General features: G+C 64.3%; 20 protein-coding genes, 1 tRNA gene and 5 pseudogenes. 13 read left to right on the forward strand and 13 right to left on the reverse strand.

The annotated features are described in order from the left end of the window. Positions 1-254: 254 nt before the first annotated feature. The 5 genes and pseudogenes from MRAB57_RS11650 to MRAB57_RS11675 form a co-directional block, all read left to right on the forward strand. A pseudogene (locus tag MRAB57_RS11650) lies at positions 255-707 on the forward strand (SDR family oxidoreductase); the annotation flags it as partial. A gap of 343 nt (positions 708-1,050) precedes the next feature. Further along, positions 1,051-2,187 (forward strand): spirocyclase AveC family protein, encoded by a 1,137-nt coding sequence (locus tag MRAB57_RS11655; protein WP_077090557.1) that lies wholly within the window; start codon positions 1,051-1,053, stop codon positions 2,185-2,187. A gap of 42 nt (positions 2,188-2,229) precedes the next feature. Beyond that, complete coding sequence (locus MRAB57_RS11660; RefSeq protein ID WP_077087688.1) at positions 2,230-3,363, forward strand: spirocyclase AveC family protein; 1,134 nt, start codon at positions 2,230-2,232, stop codon at positions 3,361-3,363. 162 nt (positions 3,364-3,525) lie between these two features. Next, a pseudogene (locus MRAB57_RS11665) lies at positions 3,526-4,073 on the forward strand (MMPL family transporter). 245 nt (positions 4,074-4,318) lie between these two features. Beyond that, on the forward strand, positions 4,319-4,597 hold the full coding sequence (locus MRAB57_RS11675) for a hypothetical protein (protein ID WP_157900593.1): 279 nt from the start codon (positions 4,319-4,321) through the stop codon (positions 4,595-4,597). Here the strand turns inward: MRAB57_RS11675 and MRAB57_RS11680 are convergent. The 7 genes and pseudogenes from MRAB57_RS11680 to MRAB57_RS11710 form a co-directional block, all read right to left on the reverse strand. Beyond that, a complete protein-coding gene (locus MRAB57_RS11680; protein ID WP_077087691.1) occupies positions 4,587-5,804 on the reverse strand; it encodes a cytochrome P450 in 1,218 nt (405 codons plus the stop codon). The two genes, MRAB57_RS11675 and MRAB57_RS11680, sit on opposite strands and share 11 nt — an antisense overlap. Before the next feature lie 6 nt (positions 5,805-5,810). Then, on the reverse strand, positions 5,811-7,079 hold the full coding sequence (locus tag MRAB57_RS11685) for a cytochrome P450 (protein ID WP_077087692.1): 1,269 nt from the start codon (positions 7,077-7,079) through the stop codon (positions 5,811-5,813). 28 nt (positions 7,080-7,107) lie between these two features. Then, positions 7,108-8,019, reverse strand: a complete 912-nt coding sequence (locus MRAB57_RS11690; RefSeq protein ID WP_077087693.1) for an SDR family NAD(P)-dependent oxidoreductase — start codon at positions 8,017-8,019, stop codon at positions 7,108-7,110. Between the two features lie 158 nt (positions 8,020-8,177). Next, the gene (locus MRAB57_RS11695; RefSeq protein WP_024636719.1) at positions 8,178-9,386 is read right to left on the reverse strand and encodes a cytochrome P450; all 1,209 of its coding nucleotides are present in this window, start codon (positions 9,384-9,386) and stop codon (positions 8,178-8,180) included. Between the two features lie 13 nt (positions 9,387-9,399). Further along, positions 9,400-9,615 (reverse strand): annotated as a pseudogene (locus tag MRAB57_RS11700) (aldehyde dehydrogenase family protein); the annotation flags it as partial. Positions 9,616-9,669: 54 nt separating this feature from the next. After that, positions 9,670-10,578 (reverse strand): SDR family oxidoreductase, encoded by a 909-nt coding sequence (locus MRAB57_RS11705; RefSeq protein ID WP_077087694.1) that lies wholly within the window; start codon positions 10,576-10,578, stop codon positions 9,670-9,672. Between the two features lie 264 nt (positions 10,579-10,842). Then, positions 10,843-11,817 (reverse strand): oxygenase MpaB family protein, encoded by a 975-nt coding sequence (locus tag MRAB57_RS11710; protein WP_083743369.1) that lies wholly within the window; start codon positions 11,815-11,817, stop codon positions 10,843-10,845. A gap of 115 nt (positions 11,818-11,932) precedes the next feature. Here MRAB57_RS11710 and MRAB57_RS11715 point away from each other — a divergent pair, with 115 nt between their 5' ends. Continuing rightward, positions 11,933-12,595 (forward strand): TetR/AcrR family transcriptional regulator, encoded by a 663-nt coding sequence (locus MRAB57_RS11715; RefSeq protein ID WP_066911724.1) that lies wholly within the window; start codon positions 11,933-11,935, stop codon positions 12,593-12,595. 4 nt (positions 12,596-12,599) lie between these two features. On the opposite strand, the gene MRAB57_RS11720 is transcribed toward MRAB57_RS11715, so the two are convergent. Continuing rightward, entirely contained in the window at positions 12,600-13,010 is a 411-nt protein-coding gene (locus MRAB57_RS11720; protein WP_077087696.1) for a limonene-1,2-epoxide hydrolase family protein, read from the reverse strand. A gap of 92 nt (positions 13,011-13,102) precedes the next feature. Here MRAB57_RS11720 and MRAB57_RS11725 point away from each other — a divergent pair, with 92 nt between their 5' ends. The 3 genes from MRAB57_RS11725 (at position 13,103) to MRAB57_RS11735 (ending at position 15,607) form a co-directional block, all read left to right on the forward strand. Continuing rightward, positions 13,103-13,744: a TetR/AcrR family transcriptional regulator gene (locus tag MRAB57_RS11725; RefSeq protein ID WP_066911730.1), complete on the forward strand. Its 642-nt coding sequence runs from the start codon at positions 13,103-13,105 to the stop codon at positions 13,742-13,744. An 82-nt stretch (positions 13,745-13,826) separates the two neighbouring features. Then, positions 13,827-14,663, forward strand: a complete 837-nt coding sequence (locus MRAB57_RS11730) for an alpha/beta fold hydrolase (protein ID WP_077090558.1) — start codon at positions 13,827-13,829, stop codon at positions 14,661-14,663. Beyond that, positions 14,660-15,607, forward strand: a complete 948-nt coding sequence (locus tag MRAB57_RS11735) for an SAM-dependent methyltransferase (protein ID WP_077087697.1) — start codon at positions 14,660-14,662, stop codon at positions 15,605-15,607. The genes MRAB57_RS11730 and MRAB57_RS11735 overlap by 4 nt, the downstream gene beginning before the upstream one ends. Before the next feature lie 74 nt (positions 15,608-15,681). Here MRAB57_RS11735 and MRAB57_RS11740 read toward each other — a convergent pair. Further along, positions 15,682-15,969: pseudogene (locus tag MRAB57_RS11740) on the reverse strand (TetR/AcrR family transcriptional regulator); the annotation flags it as partial. A 354-nt stretch (positions 15,970-16,323) separates the two neighbouring features. Beyond that, positions 16,324-16,564 (reverse strand): annotated as a pseudogene (locus tag MRAB57_RS29165) (IS1 family transposase); the annotation flags it as partial. A gap of 210 nt (positions 16,565-16,774) precedes the next feature. On the opposite strand from MRAB57_RS29165, the gene MRAB57_RS11750 reads away from it, so the two are divergent. The 4 genes from MRAB57_RS11750 (at position 16,775) to MRAB57_RS11775 (ending at position 20,261) form a co-directional block, all read left to right on the forward strand. Next, the gene (locus tag MRAB57_RS11750; protein WP_245835902.1) at positions 16,775-17,815 is read left to right on the forward strand and encodes an alpha/beta hydrolase; all 1,041 of its coding nucleotides are present in this window, start codon (positions 16,775-16,777) and stop codon (positions 17,813-17,815) included. Between the two features lie 1,135 nt (positions 17,816-18,950). Continuing rightward, positions 18,951-19,346, forward strand: coding sequence for an XRE family transcriptional regulator (locus MRAB57_RS11765; protein WP_077087700.1), 396 nt, complete (start codon positions 18,951-18,953; stop codon positions 19,344-19,346). Next, positions 19,343-20,002 (forward strand): RES family NAD+ phosphorylase, encoded by a 660-nt coding sequence (locus MRAB57_RS11770; protein WP_077087701.1) that lies wholly within the window; start codon positions 19,343-19,345, stop codon positions 20,000-20,002. Before MRAB57_RS11765 ends, MRAB57_RS11770 begins: the two co-directional genes overlap by 4 nt. 197 nt (positions 20,003-20,199) lie before the next feature. Continuing rightward, positions 20,200-20,261 (forward strand) — tRNA-OTHER (locus tag MRAB57_RS11775). Positions 20,262-20,273: 12 nt separating this feature from the next. On the opposite strand, the gene MRAB57_RS11780 is transcribed toward MRAB57_RS11775, so the two are convergent. From MRAB57_RS11780 to MRAB57_RS11790, 3 genes are all read right to left on the reverse strand, one after another. Beyond that, positions 20,274-20,729, reverse strand: a complete 456-nt coding sequence (locus MRAB57_RS11780; RefSeq protein WP_077087702.1) for a PPOX class F420-dependent oxidoreductase — start codon at positions 20,727-20,729, stop codon at positions 20,274-20,276. Positions 20,730-20,818: 89 nt separating this feature from the next. After that, positions 20,819-21,259, reverse strand: coding sequence for a hypothetical protein (locus MRAB57_RS11785; RefSeq protein ID WP_083743370.1), 441 nt, complete (start codon positions 21,257-21,259; stop codon positions 20,819-20,821). Positions 21,260-21,502: 243 nt separating this feature from the next. Next, entirely contained in the window at positions 21,503-23,488 is a 1,986-nt protein-coding gene (locus MRAB57_RS11790; RefSeq protein ID WP_077087704.1) for a molybdopterin-containing oxidoreductase family protein, read from the reverse strand. Positions 23,489-23,537 lie beyond the last annotated feature (49 nt).

The following is a 23,537-nucleotide window of genomic DNA, read 5'->3' on the forward strand; positions in this document are numbered from 1 at the left end:
TGGTTCCACACCAGGGGCCACCCACCAGGCGACCCAAACCGCCACACACCCACGCGACGCGAATCGACCAGCACGGTCGAACCCGAATCGGTACCGCCGTTGTGGCTCTGCATTGATCGCCCCTCCGAAAGGTCACCCCGCCGCACCGTTCTCGGCTATTGAACCAAATATCTGTTCCGCGCTAGTGGTATTTCCCTGCACATGCTGGCATAATGATCGCGGCCCGGTGCAGAGGTCTAGTCGAATAGCGCGCACTGTGCGACGGCGCCTCCATCATCGTCACCGGTTCCACCGCCGGCATGATCCGGGGCGCCACCGACAACCCGAACATGGGCCCCGGCGGGGCGGGCTACGCCTGGAGCAAGCGCGTCGTCATGGAGGACGTCGAGGAGATGTGCTTGCACCTGGCGCCGCGGATGATCCAGATCAACGCCATCCACCCGACCAACTGCAACACCCACCTGCTGCAGAACGATGGCATGTACAGCATGTTCCGCCCGGATCTGACCCAAGCGGGCAAGAAGGCCACCCGCGAGGACGCCGAACCGTTATTCACCCTTTTCCGGGCCATGCCCATTCCCTCCGTCGAATCCGAAGACAAAGCCAACCTGGGCGTGTTCCTGGCCAGCGACGAAAGCCGCTACATCACCGGCCAATACATCCGCGTGGACGCCGGGTCCCTGCTGAAGTGGCCAAACGGGCCCGGCAGATGGGACGTGCCCCCTGAATGCTTGACCAATGGCCCCGTTGTGGTGCAGTCTGACTCCACAATCATGGTCTGGTGCCGAACGACACCAGAAAGAATGGGTAGGGAGCAATGTCGGTTGACTCGACAGAGGTGCAGGTCGACCCCGTGACGTCGCGGCCGCCGGGGGCGCCGGCGACGCGCGCGCTGGTGAGCCGCTAGATGACATCCGAGTACGACAGGCGTTCACCCCATCCGCCTCCACGCCAGCCCCGCCGCAGCGGGGCTCCGGCGTTATCGATGCGATCCCGAGACGTAGTCGGCGATCGCCCCGGGCCGGAACAAATGTTTGTGGAGGGCGGTTGGTGACCACCGAGCAAACCGCAGCACCTTCGCGGACACCGCAACGCGTCGCTGCACGGTCCCCAAGGGGCAGGATCGCAGCCTGGTTGCTCGCGGTGCTCGGCGTCGCGTTGGTCGTCGCCGTCGCGTGGAACGCGCGCGACTATCCCGATGCGCGGGTTGGTAATCCGGAGGTCTCCGGCGCGGCGCGCCCCGTCGAGCCGCTGGTGGGCTATGACCATTGGCTGGGGCTGTTCCAGATCTTCGCGGTCGTGTTGGTCGCCGGCCTTTTTGCGCTATTCCTGTGGGGATGGCGAGGCTATGGGCCGCACCCCTACGTCTTGATGGGTGTGGTGACCACCTTCATCGCCTGGCAAGACCCGATCATGAACTGGGCGCCCTACGCGGTGTACAACCCCAGGCTGTGGCATTTCCCCGAGTCATGGCCGCTGGTTTCGATATCTCCGACCATCGAGCCCTTCGTCGTCCTGGGTTATGCGTTGTTTCAGTTTGGCCCGTATTTTCCTGCCGTCTGGATTCTGCGCAAACGTCAGGCCCGGCGCCGGGCTGACGCCTTCGTGTGGCGTCACCCGCTGATCAGCCTCGCCGCGTTGATCTTCGTCTGCGGCTTCCTCATCGACATGCTGTTAGAGGTCTTCCTCGTGCGCACCGGGTTTTACATCTACTCCCAGGTGATCCCGTTCGGCTCCATCTTTGTGGGCACTGCCTACCAGTTCCCATTGCTGTGGGAGTCGTCGTTGGTGACGCTGGTCATGATCCCCGCCGGCATCCTGGTGTATCGCGACGACACCGGCCGCACGGTGTCAGAAAAACTGGCCCAGCGCGCCGGCATCCTCGCAGGGCGGCCGGTGCTCGCCTCGTTTCTGGTGATGCTGGTCATCATCAACGTCTCCTACCTGGTCTATGGAGTGACGTTCACCGCGCTGAAGTGGTCTCGGCTGGCCTCCTCGGTCGCTTGTCCGTGGCCGTACCCCGACGCCAAAGTCTTTGACCCCCAGGGGTTTTACGAGCAGAACGGCCAGAAAGGTCCCTATTCAGTCGGGATCATGTCGACCTGGGGCAACGGCCAGCCCCGCGGGCGCCCGAACGTGCAGCTCGGCTCCGAAAGTGACCGTTGTGCCCAGGGCGCCAACAGGTGACCGCGCAAATTTCAGACGATCAGTGATGGGTGAGGAGAGACAATGACCACTGAACGAACCTCCAAGCCGGCGAGCCGACCCGACATCGAGCGGACCCGCTGGTCGGCCAGCGGGATCTGGAAGTGGGTGTGGCTCGCGCTCGGTGTCGCCGCGGTGGTGGCTGTCGGGTGGAACGTGCGCAATTATCCTGATGCGCGGATCGCAAACCCCGCGGTCACGGGTACGCCACGGCCTTGGGAGCCGCTCCTCGGCTACCAGCACTGGATCCCCGTCCTGCAGATCTTCACCGTCATCGCCGTCGTGGGCCTCATCGTGGCAGGCGTATGGGGCTGGCGACGCTACGGGCCGCACCCCTACATCCTGATGAGCCTGGTGACCACGATCATCGTCTGGCAGGACCCGCTGATGAACTGGGCGCCCTACGCCGTGTACGACCCGCGGCTATGGCACTGGCCCGAATCCTGGCCATGGGTCTCGCTGGCGCCGACCGTCGAACCGTTCGTCGTCTTCGGCTACGTCATGTTCCAGTTCGGACCGTACTTCCCGGGAGTCTGGGCGCTGCGCAAAATTCAGGCCCGGCGGGGCACTGACACCTTCGTGTGGCGCCACCCCCTGCTGAGCCTGGGGGTACTGATCTTCATCTTCGGGTTCATTATCGACATGATTCTTGAGGTCACGATGATCCACACCGGGCTCTACATGTACTCCCAGGTGATTCCCTTTGGGTCGATCTTTGTGGGCACTCCCGTTCAATTCCCCTTGTTGTGGGAATCCTCATTGGTGACGCTGGTGATGATTCCTGCCGGGATACTGGTCTATCGGGACGACACCGGCCGCACGGTGTCGGAGAAACTGGCCCAACGTGCCCGCATCTTTACGGGCCGACCGGCGCTGGGCTCGTTCATCGTGATGCTCATCATCGTCAATGTGTTCTATTTGGTGTACGGGCTGGCGTTCGCCTCGTTCAAATGGACACGGATCGCGACATCTGTCGCGTGCCCCTGGCCCTACGCGGAAGCCAAAGTCTATGACCCGCAGGGCTTTTACGAGCAAAACGGTCAGCAAGGCCCGTACTCGGTGGGTATTGCCTCGACGTGGATGATGGCCCAACCGCACGGACGTCCCCACGTGACGCTCGGATCCATCAGTGACCGGTGCGCTTCGAACAAGCAGTGAGTGCTGGGCGCATCGGTGGCGTCTGCAAGCAACGAGTGCGCAGTCTGCACGTCGGGAACGACCGTGTGACCCTGTGATTGCCGTTGGGGGCGATCTGTGCCGAAGGCGCCGATACGTTCGCGTGGGAAACCGGCGTGGTGAGGCGACAATTGGTCATCGTGGATGTCCTGCCCCGCGGGCGCTTCCGGGGGAGGCGCGCTTTCTGCCGATGGCAGCGTCATTACGGCAACCGTCTTGCTCAAGGGCGATGTTGGTGAACGCCGGAAGGCGTCGGCGTCGCTCAACGAGCACTTGGCGAAAGACATGCCCGCTGGAATCAACGCCGCGATGGCCGGCAACAGTCCGCTGATGGGCGACCTCACCGAAGTCGACGGACAGGACATGATGACCGCCGAGATGGTCAGTCTGCCATTGGCGTTCATCGTGCTGCCGCTCGCGCAGCGGTCCGTGCTGGCCGCGATGATGCCGATGGTGCTCGGAATGTGCGCTGTGGGGGTCACTCTCGGCTTGTTGTCGCTTCGGTGTCCCTCATGGACTGGAACGTATTCGTCGAGTCGTTGGTGGCGATGATGGGCCTTGCGATCGGGATCGACTACTCGTTGCTGATCGTGCGGCGCTACCGTGAGGAACTGTCCGCCGGCATGGTCCCGCGGCAGGCCATCGTGCGAACACTCGAGACAGCGGGTCGCACGGCGCTCTTTCGGGCATGATCGTCGTCATCTCACTGGTCGCAATGGCAGTCACCGGTCGGCCCGTTTTACGCTGACTCCGCAATCGGAGTCATCCTCGTTATCCTCGTCCTGGTCACCGGCGCACTGACCCTCTTGCCGGCATTGTTGCTGGTCGTCCTGGGCGACCGGCTGGACAGAGGGAGGAGGCTTCACCCAGCTCCAAACGATTGGCAGACAACGGTAGTCGATGGGAACGTTGGGCGCGTGCGGTGATGAGACGCCCGGTGCCGGTTCTTGTGGCCTGCACACTGATCCTGTTGGTGGCCGCGATCATGGTGGCAATTTTCAGATCTTTCTGCCTGGACAGAATCCCGGAGATGAAACAGATGGGATTCGGACTCGCTGTTGCGGTGCTGTTTGACGCCACACTCATCCGCGTCACCCTTGTGCCTGCCTTCATTGAAAATCACCGGGAACTGGAACTGGTGGATCCCACGCCGCCTGGACCGGCTGCTACCCGAACTCCAGCACGGATGAGCTCCCGAACGCGTTTTACCACGTGACGGGCAGCTCATTCATACCGTAGATGCCGGACTCGGCTTTGAACGTGAGATCGGCTGACGGTACGGCTAATTGCAAGCTGGGCAGGCGCCTTGCCAGTGACGCAAACGCTACCTGCATTTCGACTCGCGCAAGGTTCTGCCCGATGCATTGATGAACTCCGTAGCCAAAACCGAGGTGTCCCCGCGTCTTTCGCTCGACATCGAACTGATCGGGATGGCTGGCGAAAGTATCATCCCAGTTGCCGGCCGGCAGGTTCATCAACAGCCTTTCTCCCGCACGCACGAGTTGGCCACCGATTACGAGGTCTTGGGTAGCCACCCGGTCGACTTGACTCTGCACGATGGTGAGATACCGCATCAGCTCTTCAACGATGTTGGCAACCAAAGAGTGATCGTCGGTTTGGCCCAGTCGATGAAACACCTCTGGCCGATCCAGCAGCGCAAGGGTACCCAACGCGATCATATTCGCCGTGGTTTCGTGACCCGCCTGCATCATGATCACGCCCGTCATGGCTGTGGTGTCTCGATCGAGTTGGCCGGTCATTACGTAATCGGTGACCAGGCGGCTGATCAGGTCGTCGCCGGGCTCGCGTTGCTTTCGCTGTGTCAACTCGTGAATGTAAAGGTACATTGCCGCAAATGCCTGCGAACGCTGCTCGTCGCTCACACTTGAGTCCAAGGTGATCGCGGTGTTGCGCTGAAAAAAATCGAGATCTTCCTCCGGGACGCCCAGCAGCAAAGCGATCACCAAAGACGGTACGGGCAAAGCGAATTCGCGCACCAGATCCGATGGTGGCCCGGTGGCAATCATCGTATCCAGGCATTCATCGACCAGCTGTTGGATTTGTTGCCGACGCGATTCGCTGCGCCTGAAGGTGAATTGACTGGTCATCATCCGTCGGAGCCGATGATGTTCGGGGTCGTCGGTTCGCGCAAACATGACGGGTGTATTTTCGCGGCCCGCAGGCATGCGGGACCAATCGATCGTATCGGCCGAAAGTCGTTGATCGACTAACGCTTCCCGGATGTCGTGGTAGCGACTCACCACCCAGTGTGGTTGGCCTTGCCATGTCGCACGTCGCAGACCCGGCTCCTGGCGCCAGGTCGTGAATGCCGCAGGCGGCTCAAGCGGACACTGAACTGCGCGGGGGACCGGCATCACTGGCATATCGCCGCCGGAGGAGAGATCTGAGGTTTCCGAAGACATCGACGGTCAGTCCAGCGGGGTGAACTCTAAGTGAAGGTTGGTCAGACCGCGCAGGATGAAGGTGGGTTCATACCCGTAGTGGCGGGTGTCGGCGGGGCCGTGGCAGGCCTCGCTGATGCGGATGTCGGCCATCCGGTCAAAGATGCGGTTCAGTGAGATGCGGCCTTCGGCACGCGCGAGCGGCGCCCCTGGGCAGGAGTGGTTGCCGCGGCCAAAGGCGATGTGTTCACGCACATTCGGGCGGTCCAGCCGAAATTCGTTGGGAGCGTCGAACTTTGCGGGGTCACGGTTGCATGCTCCAGGGAGCAGCATCATGGTGGTGCCGGCCGCGATCGGCACGCCGCCCACCGTGGTCGATTGCCGTGCCAGGCGGAAGTGGCTTTTCACCGGGCTTTCCATGCGCAGCGTTTCTTCCAGGAACACCGGGATGCGACTGCGGTCCTCGCGCAGCACCGTCTGAATGTCGGGGCGCTCCCCGAGAACGCGCAGCGCGAAGCTGAGAAGTTTCGTGGTGGTCTCCATGCCCGCCGAGAACAGGAACGTCGCCAGGTGCACGACATCCATCACCAAAGGTGTTGACCCGTCCGGGTACTTGGCTTGCGCCAGTTCAGTTAGCACGTCCTGGCGTGGCTGCGCGCGGCGCTCGACGATGTAGCCGGCGAACTTCTCATCCAGCCACAGCAGCGGGTTGTGCGCTGGCGCGTCGTCGCCGAGAGCGCCGGGGACCTCGTCGTTGGCTGCCAGCGTCGCACGGAACAGCTTGTGGTCGTCTTCGGGAACACCGAGCAGATCGGCGATCACCAGCAGCGAGAACGGTCGCGCGTAGTCCTCCAGGAACTCGCAGCTGCCGCGGGACACGAACTCGTCGAGTTGCTCGTCGGCCAAGCGCCACATGAAGTCTTCGTTCTCCGACAGGCGCTTGGGGGTCAGCAGACGGCTCAACAGCCCTCGGGTGTAGGCGTGCTCGGGGGGGTCTTGGGTGACGATGTGCTCGCTCATCGGGATCTGGTCGCGCTTTTCGGCGATCAGGGCGCTGATGTCATCGGTGTTAGTGTCGAAGGACACCCCGGCGTAGGGGCCGGCCACCGACACACACGCCGAAAAGGTGTTGTCCTTATAGACGGTGAGGGCTTCTTGGTGGCCGGTGATGGCCATCACCTGATGGTGCGGCTCGGCGGTCACCGGGCATTTGGCGCGTAGATGGTCGAAATACCCGTAGGGGTCGGGCACCAGCTCAGGGTCGGTGAAATAGTCGACCGAATCGAAGTCGTTCACAGCCAAATCTCCTCTTGCAGTGGGGCCGTCACAATACGGGCGCGGCGGATCCGGTGACCGAGGCGTCGTGGAGGTTCATGACGTCGGCAAGGTTGTCGGCGATGTCTTCGGCGGTCAGCGCGTCCCTGGCGAAGCCGGGTCCACGCACGACGGCGAGGCGCGCGACGCTGCCCATCCCAATCTGAAGAACCTCACCGGTCAGTGTGCACGAGTCGTGAGCCAGGAACACCGCTGCCGGCGCGCATAATTCGGGCGGCATGGCGGCGTTGATTTGGTCCATGACGTCGGTGGGTATGGACAGGTGGTCGGCCAGGGCGTGGGAGTGTGAGGCCGACATGCGGGTGAACGCGCGCGGCGCGATGGCGTTAACCGCGATGCCGTGCGCGGCTCCCTCGGTGGCCAGATTCCGGGTCAGTCCAAACACTGCACCCTTTGCTGCCCCGTAACTGCTCAATTCGGGGATACCGCCGAGCATGGCTTCAGAAACGGTGTTGACCACCCGGCCGTATCCGGCGCGGATGAAGTGCGGCCAGGCGGCGCGGGTGACAAGCGCGGTGCCGACATAGTGAACGTCGATCATCGTGCGAAACTGGCTGACGGTCAGATCTTGGAACGGGGCGGGATCGTGGATGCCGGCGTTGTTGACGATCGCGTCCAGCCGCCCAAACTGTCTGAGCGCGGTGTCGATGATGTCGGCGGCGGCGCGTTCATCGGCGACCGAGGCAAAACAGGCGACGGCTTGGCCGCCGGAGGCGTTGATCTCCTCGGCGACCGCTTCGGCGGGCGCCCGAGAGTGACCGCTGCCGTCGATGTCGGCGCCGCTATCGACGACGACGACGCGTGCTCCCTTGGCGGCCAACAGCAGTGCGTGGCTTCGTCCGACCCCCCGGCCCGCGCCGGTGACCACGACCACCCGGTCATCGAAGCGCAGTCCGGTCACGACCCCCTCCTGTCTGCGATTGTGCGGTTCGAGGCGACTGCGCCCACGTGGCAGACCGGTCCACCGCAGGCGATTCGGGGCAGCGCCGCAGTAAGCGGTGCTGCGGCCGCCCGCCGTGCATCATCGCGTCGACCCGTCGTGGAACCCACCGCCACCTCTTAGGTGTCGGCGCCGAACCGGACCGGCAGCGACGTCGGCGATCGGAACACCTGCCCGCGGATGTGGGGATCGTTGCCGTCGGGGTCCAGCCGCAGGTTGGGAAGGCGGTCCAATAAGAGATTGACCGCAACGCGCATCTCCATGCGGGCCAGGTGCATTCCCAGGCAGACGTGCGGACCGTGACCCCACGAGATCGGGGTCCTGGGTTGACGGAACAGGTCGAACCGGTCGGGGTCGGGGTAGCGGTTCTCGTCGCGGTTGGCGGCACCGAGCATCGGCATCACCGAGGACCCGGCGGGGATGGGCACCCCGGCCAGTTCGGTGTCGCGGGTGGCCACACGCGTGATCGACAGCAGCGGCGCCTCCCACCGCACGGCCTCTTCAATGGCTGCTGACAGCAGTGTGCGGTCGTCGCGCACGGCGTCGAGCTGATCGGGGTTGGACAGGAGCCCGAACAGCAGGTTTCCCAGTGAGCGGTACGTGGTTTCCACCCCGGCGGGCAACAACAGATGCAGGAAGCAAAAGATTTCCTCATCGGAGAGTTTCTCTCCGTCGATCTCGGCGGCGGCCAGGCCGCTGGTGAGATCGTCGCGGGGCTGCTCGCGGCGGGCCGCAAGGATCGGCACCAGGTAGTCACCCAGCGCCTTGGTGGCTTCGGCGGCGCGCTCGGGATTGACCCCTACTGACAGGAGCGAAATGGACCACCGCTGAAACTGTGGATAGTCCTTTTGGGGTAGGCCCAGCAGGCCGGCGATGACTCGGCTGGGGTAGGGAAAGGTGAATTCCTTCACCAGATCTGCGCTGCCGCGATCGGCGAACGTGTCGATCAGCTCGTTGCCGACTCGGCCGGCAAGATCGGTTTCCCAGCGCGCCAGCGCTTTGGGGGAGAAGGCCTTGGAGACCAGTGCGCGGTGGCGGCCGTGCTCGGGCTCGTCCATGCCGACCATGACGTGTTTGCCGATCCCGAAGAAGTCCTTGATGATGGCCGAGGAGAAGGTTTCGTTGTCGCGCAACAGTTCCTGAATGTCCTCGTGGCGGTACACCATGAAGACCGGTTTGCCCTCCTCGCCGGGCATGACCGAAAAGTCGAGGCGCTGAATGGGTTCGGTGCGCCGCATCCGCGACAGTTCGGTATAGGGGTCGCGGACGTCGCCGGCCACGGCGTCATCGAAAGACCCGAAGTCCTCCAGATCATCGAATAATTGCATGCGCTAAAACCTTTCAGCTGGCTGGGTAGGCGACGGACTTCACCTCGGTGGACTGGTCGAACCCGGCGACACCGTTTTGGCGGCCGACACCGCTGGCCTTGAAACCCCCGAACGGGGTGTCGGCGCCGTATCCGACCGTGCCGTTGAGTCCGATGAACCCGGTGCGCAGCCGCCGCGCCACGGCCAGTGACTGTTCCAGTGATCCCGACATCACGTTGCCGGCTTGGCCGTCGACCAGCTGTCGTCAATGAGCATCCGCGACTCAGACCGACCGGTAACTGCCTCAAACACGGTTCTCGCTTTCCGGGCGTGGCGCTGCGCTCGTGGCCTTGGCGGCGCCGTGCCGTGGAAGGCCCATGGCGATGCGGATGATCTGGTGCATCGCCCTGGCGGGCAAAAGCCGGTTGAGGATGAGCAGCATTTTGGCGTCGACGCCGACGGCGTGCCGGGCGTAGGGCGCAGTATCGTCGAGGGCTTTGGCCAGTGCGTGCGCGAAACGTCTGGGCGGGCTGGCCATCCGGATGGCCAGTCGGCCCCGCCGCTCGATGGTGGTGGTCAAGGCGCCGTAGGGTCCGCTGAAGTCGCGGTGGTCCTGCACCCCGGCGTCGGTGATGATGTCGGTGTCAAACACCCCGGTCACCAGGACGCTGACACCCAGCCCGAACGGCGCGATCTCGGCGGCCAGGGCTTCAGCCCACCGCTCAGATCCGGCCTTGGACGCCGAGTACGACGCCGTGCAGGGCATCCCGCGGACACCGTTTTCGCTGGCGATCACCACGATGCGGCCGCGTCCGGCGGCGCGCATCGAGGGCAGCAGCGCGTTGGTCAGTGCCACCGGGCCGAACAGGTTGGTGGCGAACAGCTGCTGCCACACGTCGAGGTCGAGTTCTTCGACGCAGCCCACCGCGGTGATCCCGGCATTGTGCACCACAGCATCCGGGGCTCCAACCGCCTCGAGGATGGCCTTGGCTGCGTTCGTGATCGATGCCGGATCGGTGAGATCGAGTTGCACGCCGATCAACCGCGAACTGTCGGCGGGGGCCCCGGTGGCATCCAGTATGTTTTGCAGGCCGATCTCCGGTGTGCGCATCGCCGCGACGACTCGCCATCCGGCCTTGTACAGGTGGGCCGCCGAGGCCAGCCCCAGCCCGCGCGAGGCCCCGGTGATGACGACGCTGCGGGACTCACCCATGGCTGACCTGCAGCGCGCAGCATGGACTGTCAGAAACCGTATCGACGGCGCGATGGCTCTGCGATCGGCCCCGTATCCGCGTCGACCCCATCACTGCCCGGCACGGTCTCCGTTGGCCGGCCGTGTCATAGAAGCTCTGCACGCTGGTCACTTTCGTGTAATCCCTTACTCCCGTAGCGCGGGTCGAATCGGAAAAGCTCGCCGTGAGCGTCTCCATCGCCACGACGACTCCTTCGCGGCATGTCGGCTCTGCGTGAGACAACCTCAGCGACCGCAGGTTTGGGTGGCGCCGGGCACGAAGGACACCAGTCCGACACCCTGATACCGGGCGACGATGCGCTCGTACTGGCGGCGGTTGCGGGCCAAGGGTGTTTCGGTGATGCGGCGCGGCAGCCGACGGTAGGCCCCGCGCAGTACCCGGCTGAACACGAGAAATTCGATGTCGTGTCGGCGCGTCCAGGGCATCGGGACCAGGGCGCGGACTCTGGGGTGCATGATGCCGAATCCGAGGATGGCCGCAATATGCCCGAAGATCGGGCCAAGAAGCGAATACAGCGGCGCGGTGATCGCCGGCATGTGCGCGGGCCGCCTTGGGTGCAGTGTGGCGGCCATGACGATGTCCAAAGCTTCGGTGTGGGTGAGCTTTTCGGCGGCAACATGATCGTAGTAGGCGCACAGCTGTGGATAGCTGGTCGGAAGTTCACGCGCCCGGCCGGGCATCTGCAAGTCGGCGGTGAGTGCTCGGTAGCGGTCCCAGACGGCCTGATCGCCCGTGTCGTCGAGCTGTTCACCGGTCAGCGCGATGAAGGCGCCGCGGTGCATGAAGAAGATGCTGATCAGATTCCAGTTCCAGGCCTCGGGGTTGAGCCCGCTGTACCGGATCCCCTCGGGTGTCACGCCTTTGATGTCGCGGTGCAGCCGCACCAGGCGTTGCATCTCTTCGCGGCGATGGGCGCCGTTCGCCAGCACCGCCACTTGGTCTGACGCCGCCGTGCGCCGTGCCCGCCCATACGGGTTGTCGCGGATGCGGGCGGTGTCAACCAGAGAAGCTGACACCATCGGCAGCATCATCTCGTCGAACAGGGCCGGGGAGAACAGTGCCAGCAACCGGGTTCCCATGATGCGTTCGAAACGGTGGGCCACCGAGGCGGTTGGCGCGTCAGCAAGACACGACGCCGCGGGGTGGTCGTGGATCGGTGCTGATGACGCGATCAACACGTCAGGCGATTCAACCGACATGAGGCCTCTCCCTCAGATCTGGGCAGATCTGGCGCAGCGCGACACCAGAATATATTCTGGTGTCAGATTGCACCAAACAGTCCGAAGGGTCAAGGGCTCTGGGATACTTTTTGCGATGACTTCTGTTGCGCGCTCTTACGGTGGCGTCACTGCCGAGCGGCGTCGCGCCACCCGGCGTGCGGCGCTGCTGGAGGCGGCCCTGGACCTCTTCGCCGAATACGGTGCGCGCGCGGTGTCCAAGCGTGCGGTGTGTTCACGCGCGCGACTCAACGACCGATATTTCTACGAGCACTTCACCGATTCCGACGCACTGCTAGAAGCCATGGTCAGGGATCAGACCACTGCCGGGCTGGAGGCAGTCGGCGCCGCCGCCCATGGTGTCGGTTCCGATGTCGGCGCGCAGATCCGCGCCACCGCTGCTGCGTCGCTGGTATTTCTCACTGCCGATCCGCGCCGTGGCCAATTGCTGTTGCGCTCGCACACCTCCGACGTGATGCAGCGTGCGCGCGTGGACAGCACTCGGGCGATCGCCAACGCGATGACCGCGATGCTCACCGATACGGCCACCACTGGACCTGCTAGCCGGCTGGACATCGAGATGGCGTCGTTTGCGTTGGTCAGCGGTGCGATGGAAGTGATCGCCGGCTGGCTGCGCGGTGATTTCGCCACCGACCAAGATCACGTCGCTGACACCGTTGCCGGGCTGTTACTGGCCATCCCCGACATCGCGGCCGCGTTGCCAGCCGTCTCGGCGAACAGCATTCCACTGCGCCGGTGAGCTGTTAGGCGGTGGGCACCAGCGCCGAGATGTCCTCGCCTTGCAGGATTTTGACGGTCAGGTTGACGTCGAAGTAGTCGGTCCAGCGGGTGATTGTGCCGTCCTCGTCGACCACGAATGTTCCCATCACCGGCACGCCCGGTTTGGATCCGTCGGGGGCCTGAATGTAATCGAGTCGTTCAGTGAGAACGATCGGACCGTCGTGGGCGATGTTGACGATCTCAAACGCATAGGCGTCGGGAAACATGGAGAACTGGGCGGCCATGTTTTCCACGATGGCGTCGGCGCCCACGGTGGCGGGCATGCCGACGTTCTGATATACCGCACCGTCGGCCAACAGCGGGCGCAGCGCCTCGGCGTCGCGTTTTTCCATCAGCGCGCAGAACTGGCGGACGACATCGACGGGATCAGGCATCAGCGACCTCCGGTGAGCTACAGGGCAGGCGAAGCTACGGTTCAGATACAGAATGTAGGTCACCTACAGGCGGTATGCAATAGGCTTACGTGATGGCTGCCGCCGGTTCTGAGCGCCTCGACACCAAAGCCCGCCGCGCTGCGCAGGCTGAGGCCACCCGTGCAGCGTTGATCGACGCTGCACGTGACCTTTTCGTCGAGAAGGGCTACCACGACACCGGGACCGAAGAGATCGTGCTGGCCGCCGGTGTGGGCACGCGCGGAGCGCTGTATCACCACTTCACCGACAAGCAGGCTCTTTTCGAGGCCGTCTTCCTGACGGTCGAAGAAGAACTCGTGATGGCGGCAGCGCAGAAGCTCACCGGCGATGCGGATCTGTCGGCGCTGGACGTGCTGCGGCGCGGCCTGCTCGGCTTCCTCGACGCCTCCCTGACCAAGCCCGTGCAACGGATCCTGCTCATCGACGGACCGGTGGTGCTGGGCTGGCAGCGCTGGCGCGAGCTGGAAAGCCGCTACGGCCTGGGCGCTATCCACGCCATGCTGCACCGCGCCGCCGACGAGGGTGACCTAGCCACGGCACTGTCGATCGACGTGCTCGCGCATCTGCTGCTCGCGGCCGCCGACGAGGCCGCACTGTTCATCGCCAACGCCGCCGATCAGGTCGCAGCGCGCGATCGAGCGGTGCACACCCTGGATGCACTCGTCGAAGGGTTGCGCAACACCGACCGCGAATGATTGACCCACATACAGCCTGTATGTAGGCTCGCACGTCACGCGGGCAGATCTCATGGACAAAGCTGCCGGCAAAGGAGGCGTGATGGGCAACAGCTGCACCGTGGATGACGCAGTCATCGACTTCACCGACACCGGATCGGGGCCAGTCGTGGTGTTCGTGCACGGCGTTTACGTCGGCGGGGCGATTTGGCAGCGGGTGGTGGCGGCGCTGGGGGGGCGGGTGCGCTGCATCGTGCCGACCTGGCCGCTGGGTGCCCATCTGCCGGTCGGTCGCGATGTCGATCTGGGTGCCGGCGCCGCGGCGAGGCGCATCGTGGCCTTTCTCGACCAGCTCGACCTACACGATGTCACGGTGGTGGCCAACGACACCGGCGGCGGGCTGGTGCTGGCCGCGCTGGGCGACCCCTCGCTGGACGTGTCGCGCATCGCCAGCCTGGTCTTCACTAACTGTGACAGCTACGAGCACTTCCCGCCTGGCCAGTTCAAGCTCGTCGTGCGGTTGTGCCGACGAAGTCCCGCGGTGGGCCGAGCGATGCTCGCCATGCTGGCCAGCCCGGTGGGTCAGAAGGTGTTCCTGCGGGCGGTGTGTCGCACGCGACTGTCCGCGGGAGAACGCGCCGAGCTGTTCGGTGCCTTCCTGACCAACAAGTCCACGCGTGCGCAAGCCGCCACCGTCACCGCGTCGTTGGATCCGGCGCTGACCCTGCGGGCGGTCGACGCGATCCAGCGCTTCGACAAGCCAGTGGCCGTGGTGTGGGGAACCGAGGACAAATTGTTTCCCTTCTCCGATGCCGAGCGGCTCGCCCGCGATTTCCCCCGGGCCACGCTCATCACGATTCCGCACAGTCTCGCTTACGTGATGATCGATGCACCCCAGGAGCTGGCCAGCGCCATCGTCGACATCGCGGCGGCGTCATGACCGGCAACGACAGCTGGGATGTCACCACCAATCTCGGAACCACCGCGCTGGGGGTGGCGGCTCAGCGGGCCGCCGAGACGGCCCAGGACGATCCGCTGTTTCGTGACGAGTTCGCCGCTGTGCTGGTCGCGGCCGTCGAGGAGCCCGGTTGGCAGATGATGGCCTCGGGTGACCTGTCCTGGATGGGTCCCGAAGATGACAACGGCCGCCGGGCAGCCACGAGCGGGCGCGATTACGTCGCCAGCAGAACCGTGCACTTCGACGACTTCCTCGCCGCCGCCGTCACCGCGGGAATCCGTCAGGTGGTCATCCTCGCTGCCGGTCTGGATGCCCGGTCGTATCGCTTGAACAGCCTGTCCGGGGTGGTGGTCTACGAAGTGGATCAACCCAATGTCCTGGGTTTCAAGCACACCGTGTTGCGGGCGCATGGCGCGGTGCCGGTGGCGGATATGCGTGCGGTGCCGGTCGATCTTCGCGACGACGAGTGGCCCTCAGCGCTGAGCTCGGCGGGCTTTGATGCCTCGGCGTCCACGGCGTGGCTGGTGGAAGGGCTGCTTCCGTACCTGTCGTCTGCCGATCAGGAGCACCTCTTCGACCGGGTACTCGGGCTCAGCGCCGAGGGTAGCTGTATCGGAGCGGACGCCTATCCCAGTGCGTCGACCCATCTCGGTGAGGATCGGATGAGCAGCTGGCGGCAGGGGGCCGCTGAGATGCGCGACAAGATCGGCGTCGCCATGGACGTGGCGGCCTACATCAAGCACGAGGACCTCACCGACATTGCCGATTGGCTTGCGCGCCGCGGATGGATCGTCGACGCCCTCGACAGCCGCGAGCTGATGGCGCGCCTCGGGCGCGCTCTGCCTGCCGACCTGATCGGTGTCCTTCCGATCAGCTCCCTGATCACCGCCACAATGCCTCCGGGATCTGCCCTGACCAGCCCATGACGTCTACAGCCGCATTTCGTGACTGGTCACCGCGGTGATTCATTCGGCATGTTCGGTCGCGCCGTTCTTGGCTTTCAGTCGCAGCGATGCAGGAAACCGTGCAGGATCGCTTGGACGAGTTCGTCGACGATCGCCTCACGGGAAGGCTGGTTGGCCCCGAAGAAGGTCGAGCGCAAAGCGACCATGCCGGCGATCGTTGCGACCGTGGTGTGCGCGGGCAGGTCGGGCCGACCGGCCCGCAACCCGCGCAGACGCATGCCCTCAGCGCTGATCTGACCGAGCACGCCGAGCGCCCGCGTGATGTCGGCGATACCCGCGTCGGCGATCTCGTCCTCGCTGAGCGTCTCCGATGCGACGAGCGTCGACTGAGGCCATGCTCCACAGGTCGCTGCGCCCAATGCCGGGTCGGTCAATAGCGATGATCTCCGCGCCACAAGATTGCGCCGCCTCGTCCATCACCGTGGCGTCCATACCGCAACTGAGTCCGCCGTGATTCCACACCAACGGCCATCCACCCGGCGACCCAAACCGCCACACACCCACCTGATGCGAATCGACCAGCACGGTCGAAACTGAACCTGCGCCAGCTTTGTTGCTCTGCACTGATCCTCCCCAAGTCATTCGCCGAAGACGCGTCCTGGCATTGAACCAAATATCTGTTCCGCGCAGGCTGTATTCTTCTCATTTGTGGCGGTGCACTGTCGTGGCCAGGGAAGCTAGTCGAGTAGCGCTGTGATGTCGCGGTGCGTCCACACGCGGTTGGCGACCCCGGCAGCCATCGCGGGTGTCGTTTTTCGGGCGGGCGAAGTTGTAGTACATGTAGTGCAGCGACACCGCGCATGCCAGGTTCTCCACCTTTTTGGAGAAGCCGTTGGTGAGCCGGGTGAACCGCCGCATACACATCCGCATGGATAGGTTCTGCCGCTTGACATACGTCGTGGAAGCTTTGTTGAGATCCTGTTGCTTGACTTCCACAACCGGCCAGGCCGAAGCTGCCTGGTTGAACCAAATATATGTTCCCGCTACAGTCCCCGGAAAGGAAGTCGCGAAACGCGCGAGGCGTGACAGGAAGCCTCGCTGGTAGCCGGGGTTTCGGTGCTCGCTGACCTCGAATGACACAAGGGGCTAGCTGTGGCACTTACGAAGCCTAGGAGCCGCTCTCTCTCGGTGCTCAACGCAGCCCTTCGTATCGGGGTGAAGGTCATGCCGCGGATTCCGCTTTGGCTGAAGCGCCTTCTCGCCGGCGGCAGAAAAGTCATCATCGACGGCAACACCCTTGACAGCACGGTTCAACTGATACTGGCCGCCCAACGAATCACACGTACCGGCGGTCTGTCGGCTGCTGACGATCCGCGAGTCGCCCGCGCCCTGATGCGGAACTCGCACTCGGTGATGGGCGCCCACGTCGCTGTCACCACCGCCGACCTCACGATCCCCGGTCCCGACGGCCCCCTGCGGGCACGGCACTATCTGCCGACTATTGCGGGGCCGGCCCCGTTACTTGTGTTTTTCCACGGTGGTGGTTTCGTCGTGGGTGACATCGAATCTCATGACGGACTGTGCCGGATGATCTGTAGAGACGCGGGAATTCATGTGTTGTCGGTGGACTACCGGCTCGCGCCGGAACACAAGGCCCCGGCCGCGGTCGACGATTGCTTCGCAGCGTATCGATGGGCACTTGGACATGCCGCCGATTTAGGCGCCGACCCGTCCCGTATTGGCGTCGGCGGGGACAGCGCCGGTGGAAACCTGGCTGCGCTGGTCGCGCTGCGTAGCCGCGACGAGGGCATTCGACAGCCGGCGCTGCAGGTGCTGCTCTATCCGGTCCTCGACCTGTGTGAGGAGACCCGGTCGCGCACCTTGTTCTCAGACGGGTTCTTTCTGTCCAGGCAGGACAGGGATTGGTTCACGGAGCTGTATTTGGGCGGGACCGGCCTCGCAGCCGACGATGCGCGGGTATCGCCGCTGAAGGCCGCTGATCTATCCGGTCTGGCGCCGGCTCTGGTGCTTACCGGGGGATTCGATCCGCTGCGCGATGAGGGTAACGAATACGCCGCGGCGTTGCGCTCGGCCGGTGTCAGCGTGGACCACCGCCAGTTCGATGCGCTTACGCACGGCTTTGCCAGTCTCGCACCGTTCGGCGGCGGCAGCGCCGATGCGGTTGCGGCGACCATCTCGGCCATTCGGGCCCACCTCAGCCGCGGCTGAGGTTGCACCGTTAGGAGCATCATGCGAACCGATTCCTGCCGCCCAGGACTAGAAACACCGCCATCACCGGCGCCCACACTCGCCCCGAGGCTGTCCCACACCCAGCCGCTAGCTGCCCGTTGCGCCACCGATGTGGGAGTCACGCTCGTCGTGGATGCGCTGAATACGAGTGAATCGCCCTCCGAGGGCCTCCGGTGATGCCGAAGGTGGCAGTGGTGACTGGTGGGGCTGGCGGTATGGGGCTGGCCGTGGCGCATGTGCTTGGCCGAGAGGTCGCGGTGGCATCATTCGACACGACGAGTGAACAGCAACGCGAAACGGCAGCGGCTGCAGCAGAATTCCAATAGTTGTTCCGCCACTCATGATGTCGTACGAATTTCGGGCTCAGCTTGCCCGCTACCGGCACGACCGGCAGACGCATGAGAAAACGCAGCGAGTGAATAGGCAGAGTGTCAAGAAGGCGGACGTCAAGAAGATCACTGCCCGTGCCACCAGCGCGTCGGCCAAGCTGGCGGACCGGCAGGTTCCAGCCGACCATACACGCAGCGCCGGCGTAAAGCGCCCCCTCGCTGAGTGGCAGTCGCTCAGGCGCTAGTATCGCCGCCGCGTTGCGGCGAGATGCGACTTTCGTCGCTTTATGTCAAATGACGCAACGAAACGAAACGACGTAACGAAACCGGCATAGCTTCGTCCCGCACAGGCAGCGGCGACGGGAGAAGTGGTGGACAACGCCGGGCTGCGGCCCCCTTGCGTTGCCAGCACCTCGCGCAAGGCGGTGTGGTTCCGCTTGTGGCTCGGAGGATTGGCCACGGATTTGGACACGTAACATGATGAAACCGATGCGAACAAGCGGGACGAGGCGAGACAGGCTGGACGGCTGAACATCGCTGACCTGCAGCTATGAGACCGAGCGTATTGGGGAAGACGGCGACCGGTTAGCTCACACCTTAGAGGTCGAATCGTGGCCAGCGAGCGGCGTGTTGGCGCATTTTTGCTGCGAACATGCTGTTTCAACCTCTCCAACCGCGAACCGGCGTAGGTCGGGCCGCCTGGTGTGCTATCTGGTGTAGCTTATGGGCGTGTTACCGGGCACTTATGTGGTAATGTCTCGGGTAGACCAATATGGAGGTGCGATATGCCGGTCTTGACCGTCTCTGCGGCGCAGCGGCTGGATGATGAGGCAGCGACGCTTTCGATCCGCGAGATCGCCGCATATCTGCAAGAGGCTGTCGGCCAACGCGTCGCGGCGGCGATGGCGGGCTTGGCTGACGCTAAACAAATCGGTCGCTACGCGCGCAATGGCGGCCCGGAACCTCACGGCGCGACCGAGCGCCGGTTACGCGAGGGCTACAAGGTCGTCAGGATGCTCGTCGACGCCTACGACGACAAGACGGCGCGGGCGTGGCTGTTTGGCACCAACACGCGCTTGGACGATCGCGCGCCGATCGAGGTGCTCGGTGCGGCGATCGACACCGCGGAGTTCGCGATGGTCGTACGGGCCGCACGGCAGGTCGCCAGCTTCCAGTCGTGATCGCGGCGCCCGAGCAAGGGCGACCCCTGTGGCGGGTTGGCTATTACGCTGACCCGCTCGGCTTCACTCCGCTAGATCTATACCAGTTCAGTCACCGTTTCGACGACGTCCACCGCCGTTTCCGCACGCTCTATTGCGCTGACTCGGCCGAAACGTGTCTCCGCGAGGTTCTAGCCGACTTCCGGCCGAACCTCGGCGCGCTGCGCCGCCATGTCGAGCGCTACGGACCCGAGGCCGCTCAAGACTTCGCTGAGAAGCCGGTCACTGCGCAGTGGCGCATACAGCACGTCCTCGTTCCCACAGTCCTCAAGCTCGATGGCCCCTTGATCGACCTGACCGACGTCCCCACACGCCAGGAGACCGAGCATCGCCACGTCGAACTGCTGCTCAAGCACGACCTGCAGCACCTCGATCTACACGAGATCACCACCAGTCGCCGCGCCATCACGCAGACGATCGCCGCGGACCTTTTTGACCGAGGCGCCGGCGCCGTCCGGTTCCCGTCCCGCCTGGACGGCAACGCTTGCGTCGCACTCTTCGAGGGCCGCGGCACCGCGAGCTTGGCGGGAGACCTCATCGCGCTCACCGACCCGCCGCCCGAACCGCTCACCAACGTCACCACGCCGTGGGGCCTGATGCTTGAGCCGGCGCCGTGAAATTGCTCCCAGATTGGGATGCGCGCGTGGTGCCCTTCGGACCACACGCAAGAAAATTGCACTGCATCCTGCCTGTCGATTGCGGCCGATTTGGGTCACGTCATGGGGCCAATATGGGGCCAACGAGCCAGACCGACTGATCCAACACGTCCGAATGCCGGTCGCGCGTCTGGTCTGACCGGCTGAAACACATTGGTGTAGGCCCGAACTCCGCCTGAAAAGCGGAAGGTCGGCGGTTCGATCCCGCCCCTGGCCACCACTTCGGACAGCTTTACTTCGGCGGGAAACCGCCGGTGGCGACCGGCCCCCAGTGGCGCGGCGTGATCCGGATCAGACACTTGCCTTGGTCCACCATGGCGCGGCGATATTCCGCCCAATCGGAGTGCTCTCCAGCGATCACCCGGTAATAGTCGACGAGCAGGTCCACCGCTTCGGGCAGATCGATCACCTCGGCCGCACCGTCGACTTGCACGTACGCCCCGTTGAATTCATCGGAGAAGACGACCACGCTCGCCGACGGGTTACGCCGGATGTTGCGGCACTTGGCGCGTTGGGGATAGCTCGCGATCACGATGCGGCCCTGCTCGTCGACACCGCCGGTCACCGGCGAACTCTGTAACGACCCGTCGGAACGAAAACTGGTCAACAGCATCTTGTGTCTCGGCCGAATGAAATCGAGGAGCTCGGCAAGACTGACCACATCCGCGGTCGCCACTTTGGGAGCCATGAGGCCAATGGTAGCGACAAAAGTACCGGGTCAGTGATCTGATCGAATACGTTGGGGCGCAACGCGCCTGACGGTGGAAATGCCCTCGGCTAGATCGGCGTGATGATTTCCGATGTGAAGAAGTCGATCGGCGTCTGCGAGTGCGGCGATGGTCGGTCGACGAACACCCACACGCCCGTCGTGTTTGAAGAGATCGTGCTTTGCAGCGTCAGCGCGCCCGCTCCGCTGCCGTCGGTGTCGAAACCGCCCGCGGTGACTCCGGCATCCCCGGCCCCGCAGCCCGCGGTGGGGCTGGGCGACTGGATCAGCCTGACGTTGTAGTGGGCCTGCGGCTGCGCGGCGATCAATTGCACCTGCGCGACGACCTTGTTGGATCCCGCCTTGCTAATCGCGGTGCGGCCGCTGCCCGTGCCGTTTGTCGCCACATTCGTCGCCCAGGTGAAGTCACACGCCCGGAATTTCGGTGTCAACGGCACGAAGGCACCGGAGCTGGCGTCCGCCGCGGCGATGCCAGCGTTACCCCAAAACATTGTTGCCCCAAGCATATTGGCGCCGACAATTAGCAGCGCGATGATTCTTCGCATTGATTTCCTGATGCAGTATTTCTGTCAAAGATATTGTTGCGAACGTATCAAAGGCGGCCAGTGAATTCGGCGATAAATGCGCTCTCGTTAGGCAAATCACACACACCCGCTTTGTGAAATCCAGCTCACATTGGTGCTAAAGCCGTTGCAGGACAAGAAGGGAACGCTCTGCGGCGCTAAGCCGCGGCGTCACACCGGGTGCAGGCTGACCGGGATGCCTGAATAACGCACCATGCCGGTGACGACGTCGATGTCATCCTTGTTGGTCAGGCGATTGACGTTCGCCGCGTGGTGGCCGTGCGGAATCGACACCGCCCCACGCCGAATCGAGCCGTCGACCTTCGCGATGCCGGTCAGCTCGCCGGTGGAGCTGCGGACGGTCACCTTGTCGCCGTTGAAGACTCCGGCGGCTTCGCCGTCATCGGGATGAATGAAGATCTCGGGCGGCTCGCCGAGGAAGTCGAGCTGCCCGTTCAACTTCTTGCGCTGGCGGCGCGGCACGAACACCAGCGGCGCCGGCGGCTCGAGCGCGGCCAGCTGGTCGACGAGCAACGGCGGCGCCAGGCGCCAGCCGCCCATCCGTCCGATGTGGTCCTCCACCCACTCCGCGGGCAGCTCCCTGGGGACCTCGGCCCAACCCTTGGCCGCAACCTCGTCGTATTTGGCTCGAGCGCCGGACAGCAGGACCTTGAGCACGTCGTCGTCGGTGCTGGTTTCGGGGTCCCCGAGGCTGCCCATCTCGTAGCCGAGCCGGCGGCCGAGTTCGGCGAAGACCCACCACATCGAGCGCCGCTCACCGACCGGGGCCACCACCGCGGACGTGTACTGCACCGACACCTGCGAACTCAGGATGTCGTGGATGGTGATGTCGGGCCGCTCCAACGGGTCCTTGGTCGGCAGCACGTGCGTGGCCAACTCCGTGGTTTCGTTGTTGATGATCTCGGTGGTGGCGAAGACTTCGAGGTTCCGCAGGGCCGGGATCAACTTGCCCGTCTCGGGAAACGACGTGATCAGGCTGCCGCCGACGTTGATCAGGGCCCGGATGTTTCCGGCCTCGACTTCGTCGGGCAGGACGGCGCACGGCCATTCGTTGATGAACGCCTGCGCCTCCGGGCGGCTGCGCGGGCCGGGACCGAACGACCCCTCGATCGGCGTGATGGGCAGGAACTCGCCGAAAGCCTCTAGCTGATAAGCGAATCCGGGATGGAACCAGATGCCGCCGGGGCGGTTCATCGCGCCGGTGAGGATCATCAGCACCCACGCGAGCCACTGGGTGACATTGCCCCGTTCGGCCGTCATGGTGACGCCCGTTCCGGTTTCGATGTTGACGCACTTGGCGGCGCGCACCGCCGCGCACAGCTCGAGCAACTCGGCCGCGGGCACGTCGGCGAGTGTCGCGGTGTGCTCGAGCGTGAAGGGCTCCACCGCCGCCGTCAGCTCGTCGATACCCTGTACCGGCACATCGGTTTTCATGCCGTCGCAAAGGATTTCGCGAACCAGATATGCCAGCACCGCGTGGTCGGTGCCGGGGCGGGGCGCCAGGTGACCGGTGGCCAGCCGGGCGGTCTCGGTGCGACGCGGGTCGATCACCCACACCTGCCCGCGCTTGGCGATCGCGCGCACCGTGCCCGTAGGGTTGGGCATCGAGATCGCGTGGCCATGGGAGACAACGGGATTGATGCCGACGAGCATCAGGAAGTCGGTGTTGTCCAGGTCCGCTCTGCCCGACAGGCCCATGAAGCCGCCCACCAGATCCGAGATCAACGGCTTGGCGGTGCCGTCGATGGTCAGCGGGCTGAACTTCGCCGGGGTGCCGATGGCCGCGTGCAGGGCCTCGGCCATCCGGAACCCGGCGCTTTCCATGGTGGAGAAATAGAAGGCGACCGACTCGGGTCCGTGGCGATCGATGATGTCCTTCAACCGCGAGCCCAGATCGTCCAGGCACGTTTCCCACGAGGTGTCCTGCAACAGGCCGTCCACCCGCATACGCGGCCGTTCCAGGCGATCCGGGTGGTGATGCAGCTGCGGCAGCGCCCGCCCCTTCGGGCAGCAATAGCCGTGGGAGAAGGGGTGGTCCTGATCGCCGTGGACCTGCAGGACCTGGTCGCCCTCGACGTCGACCAGGATCCCGCAGACGGAGGTGCAGATGCGGCAGAAGCTACGGACCGTGTGCATGCGGAACTTCCTCGTCTAGTGACTAGCCGATCGGCTACTCAAAACTAGA

Source organism: Mycobacterium rhizamassiliense (genome assembly GCF_900157375.1).
GTDB classification, from domain to species: Bacteria; Actinomycetota; Actinomycetes; order Mycobacteriales; family Mycobacteriaceae; genus Mycobacterium; species Mycobacterium rhizamassiliense.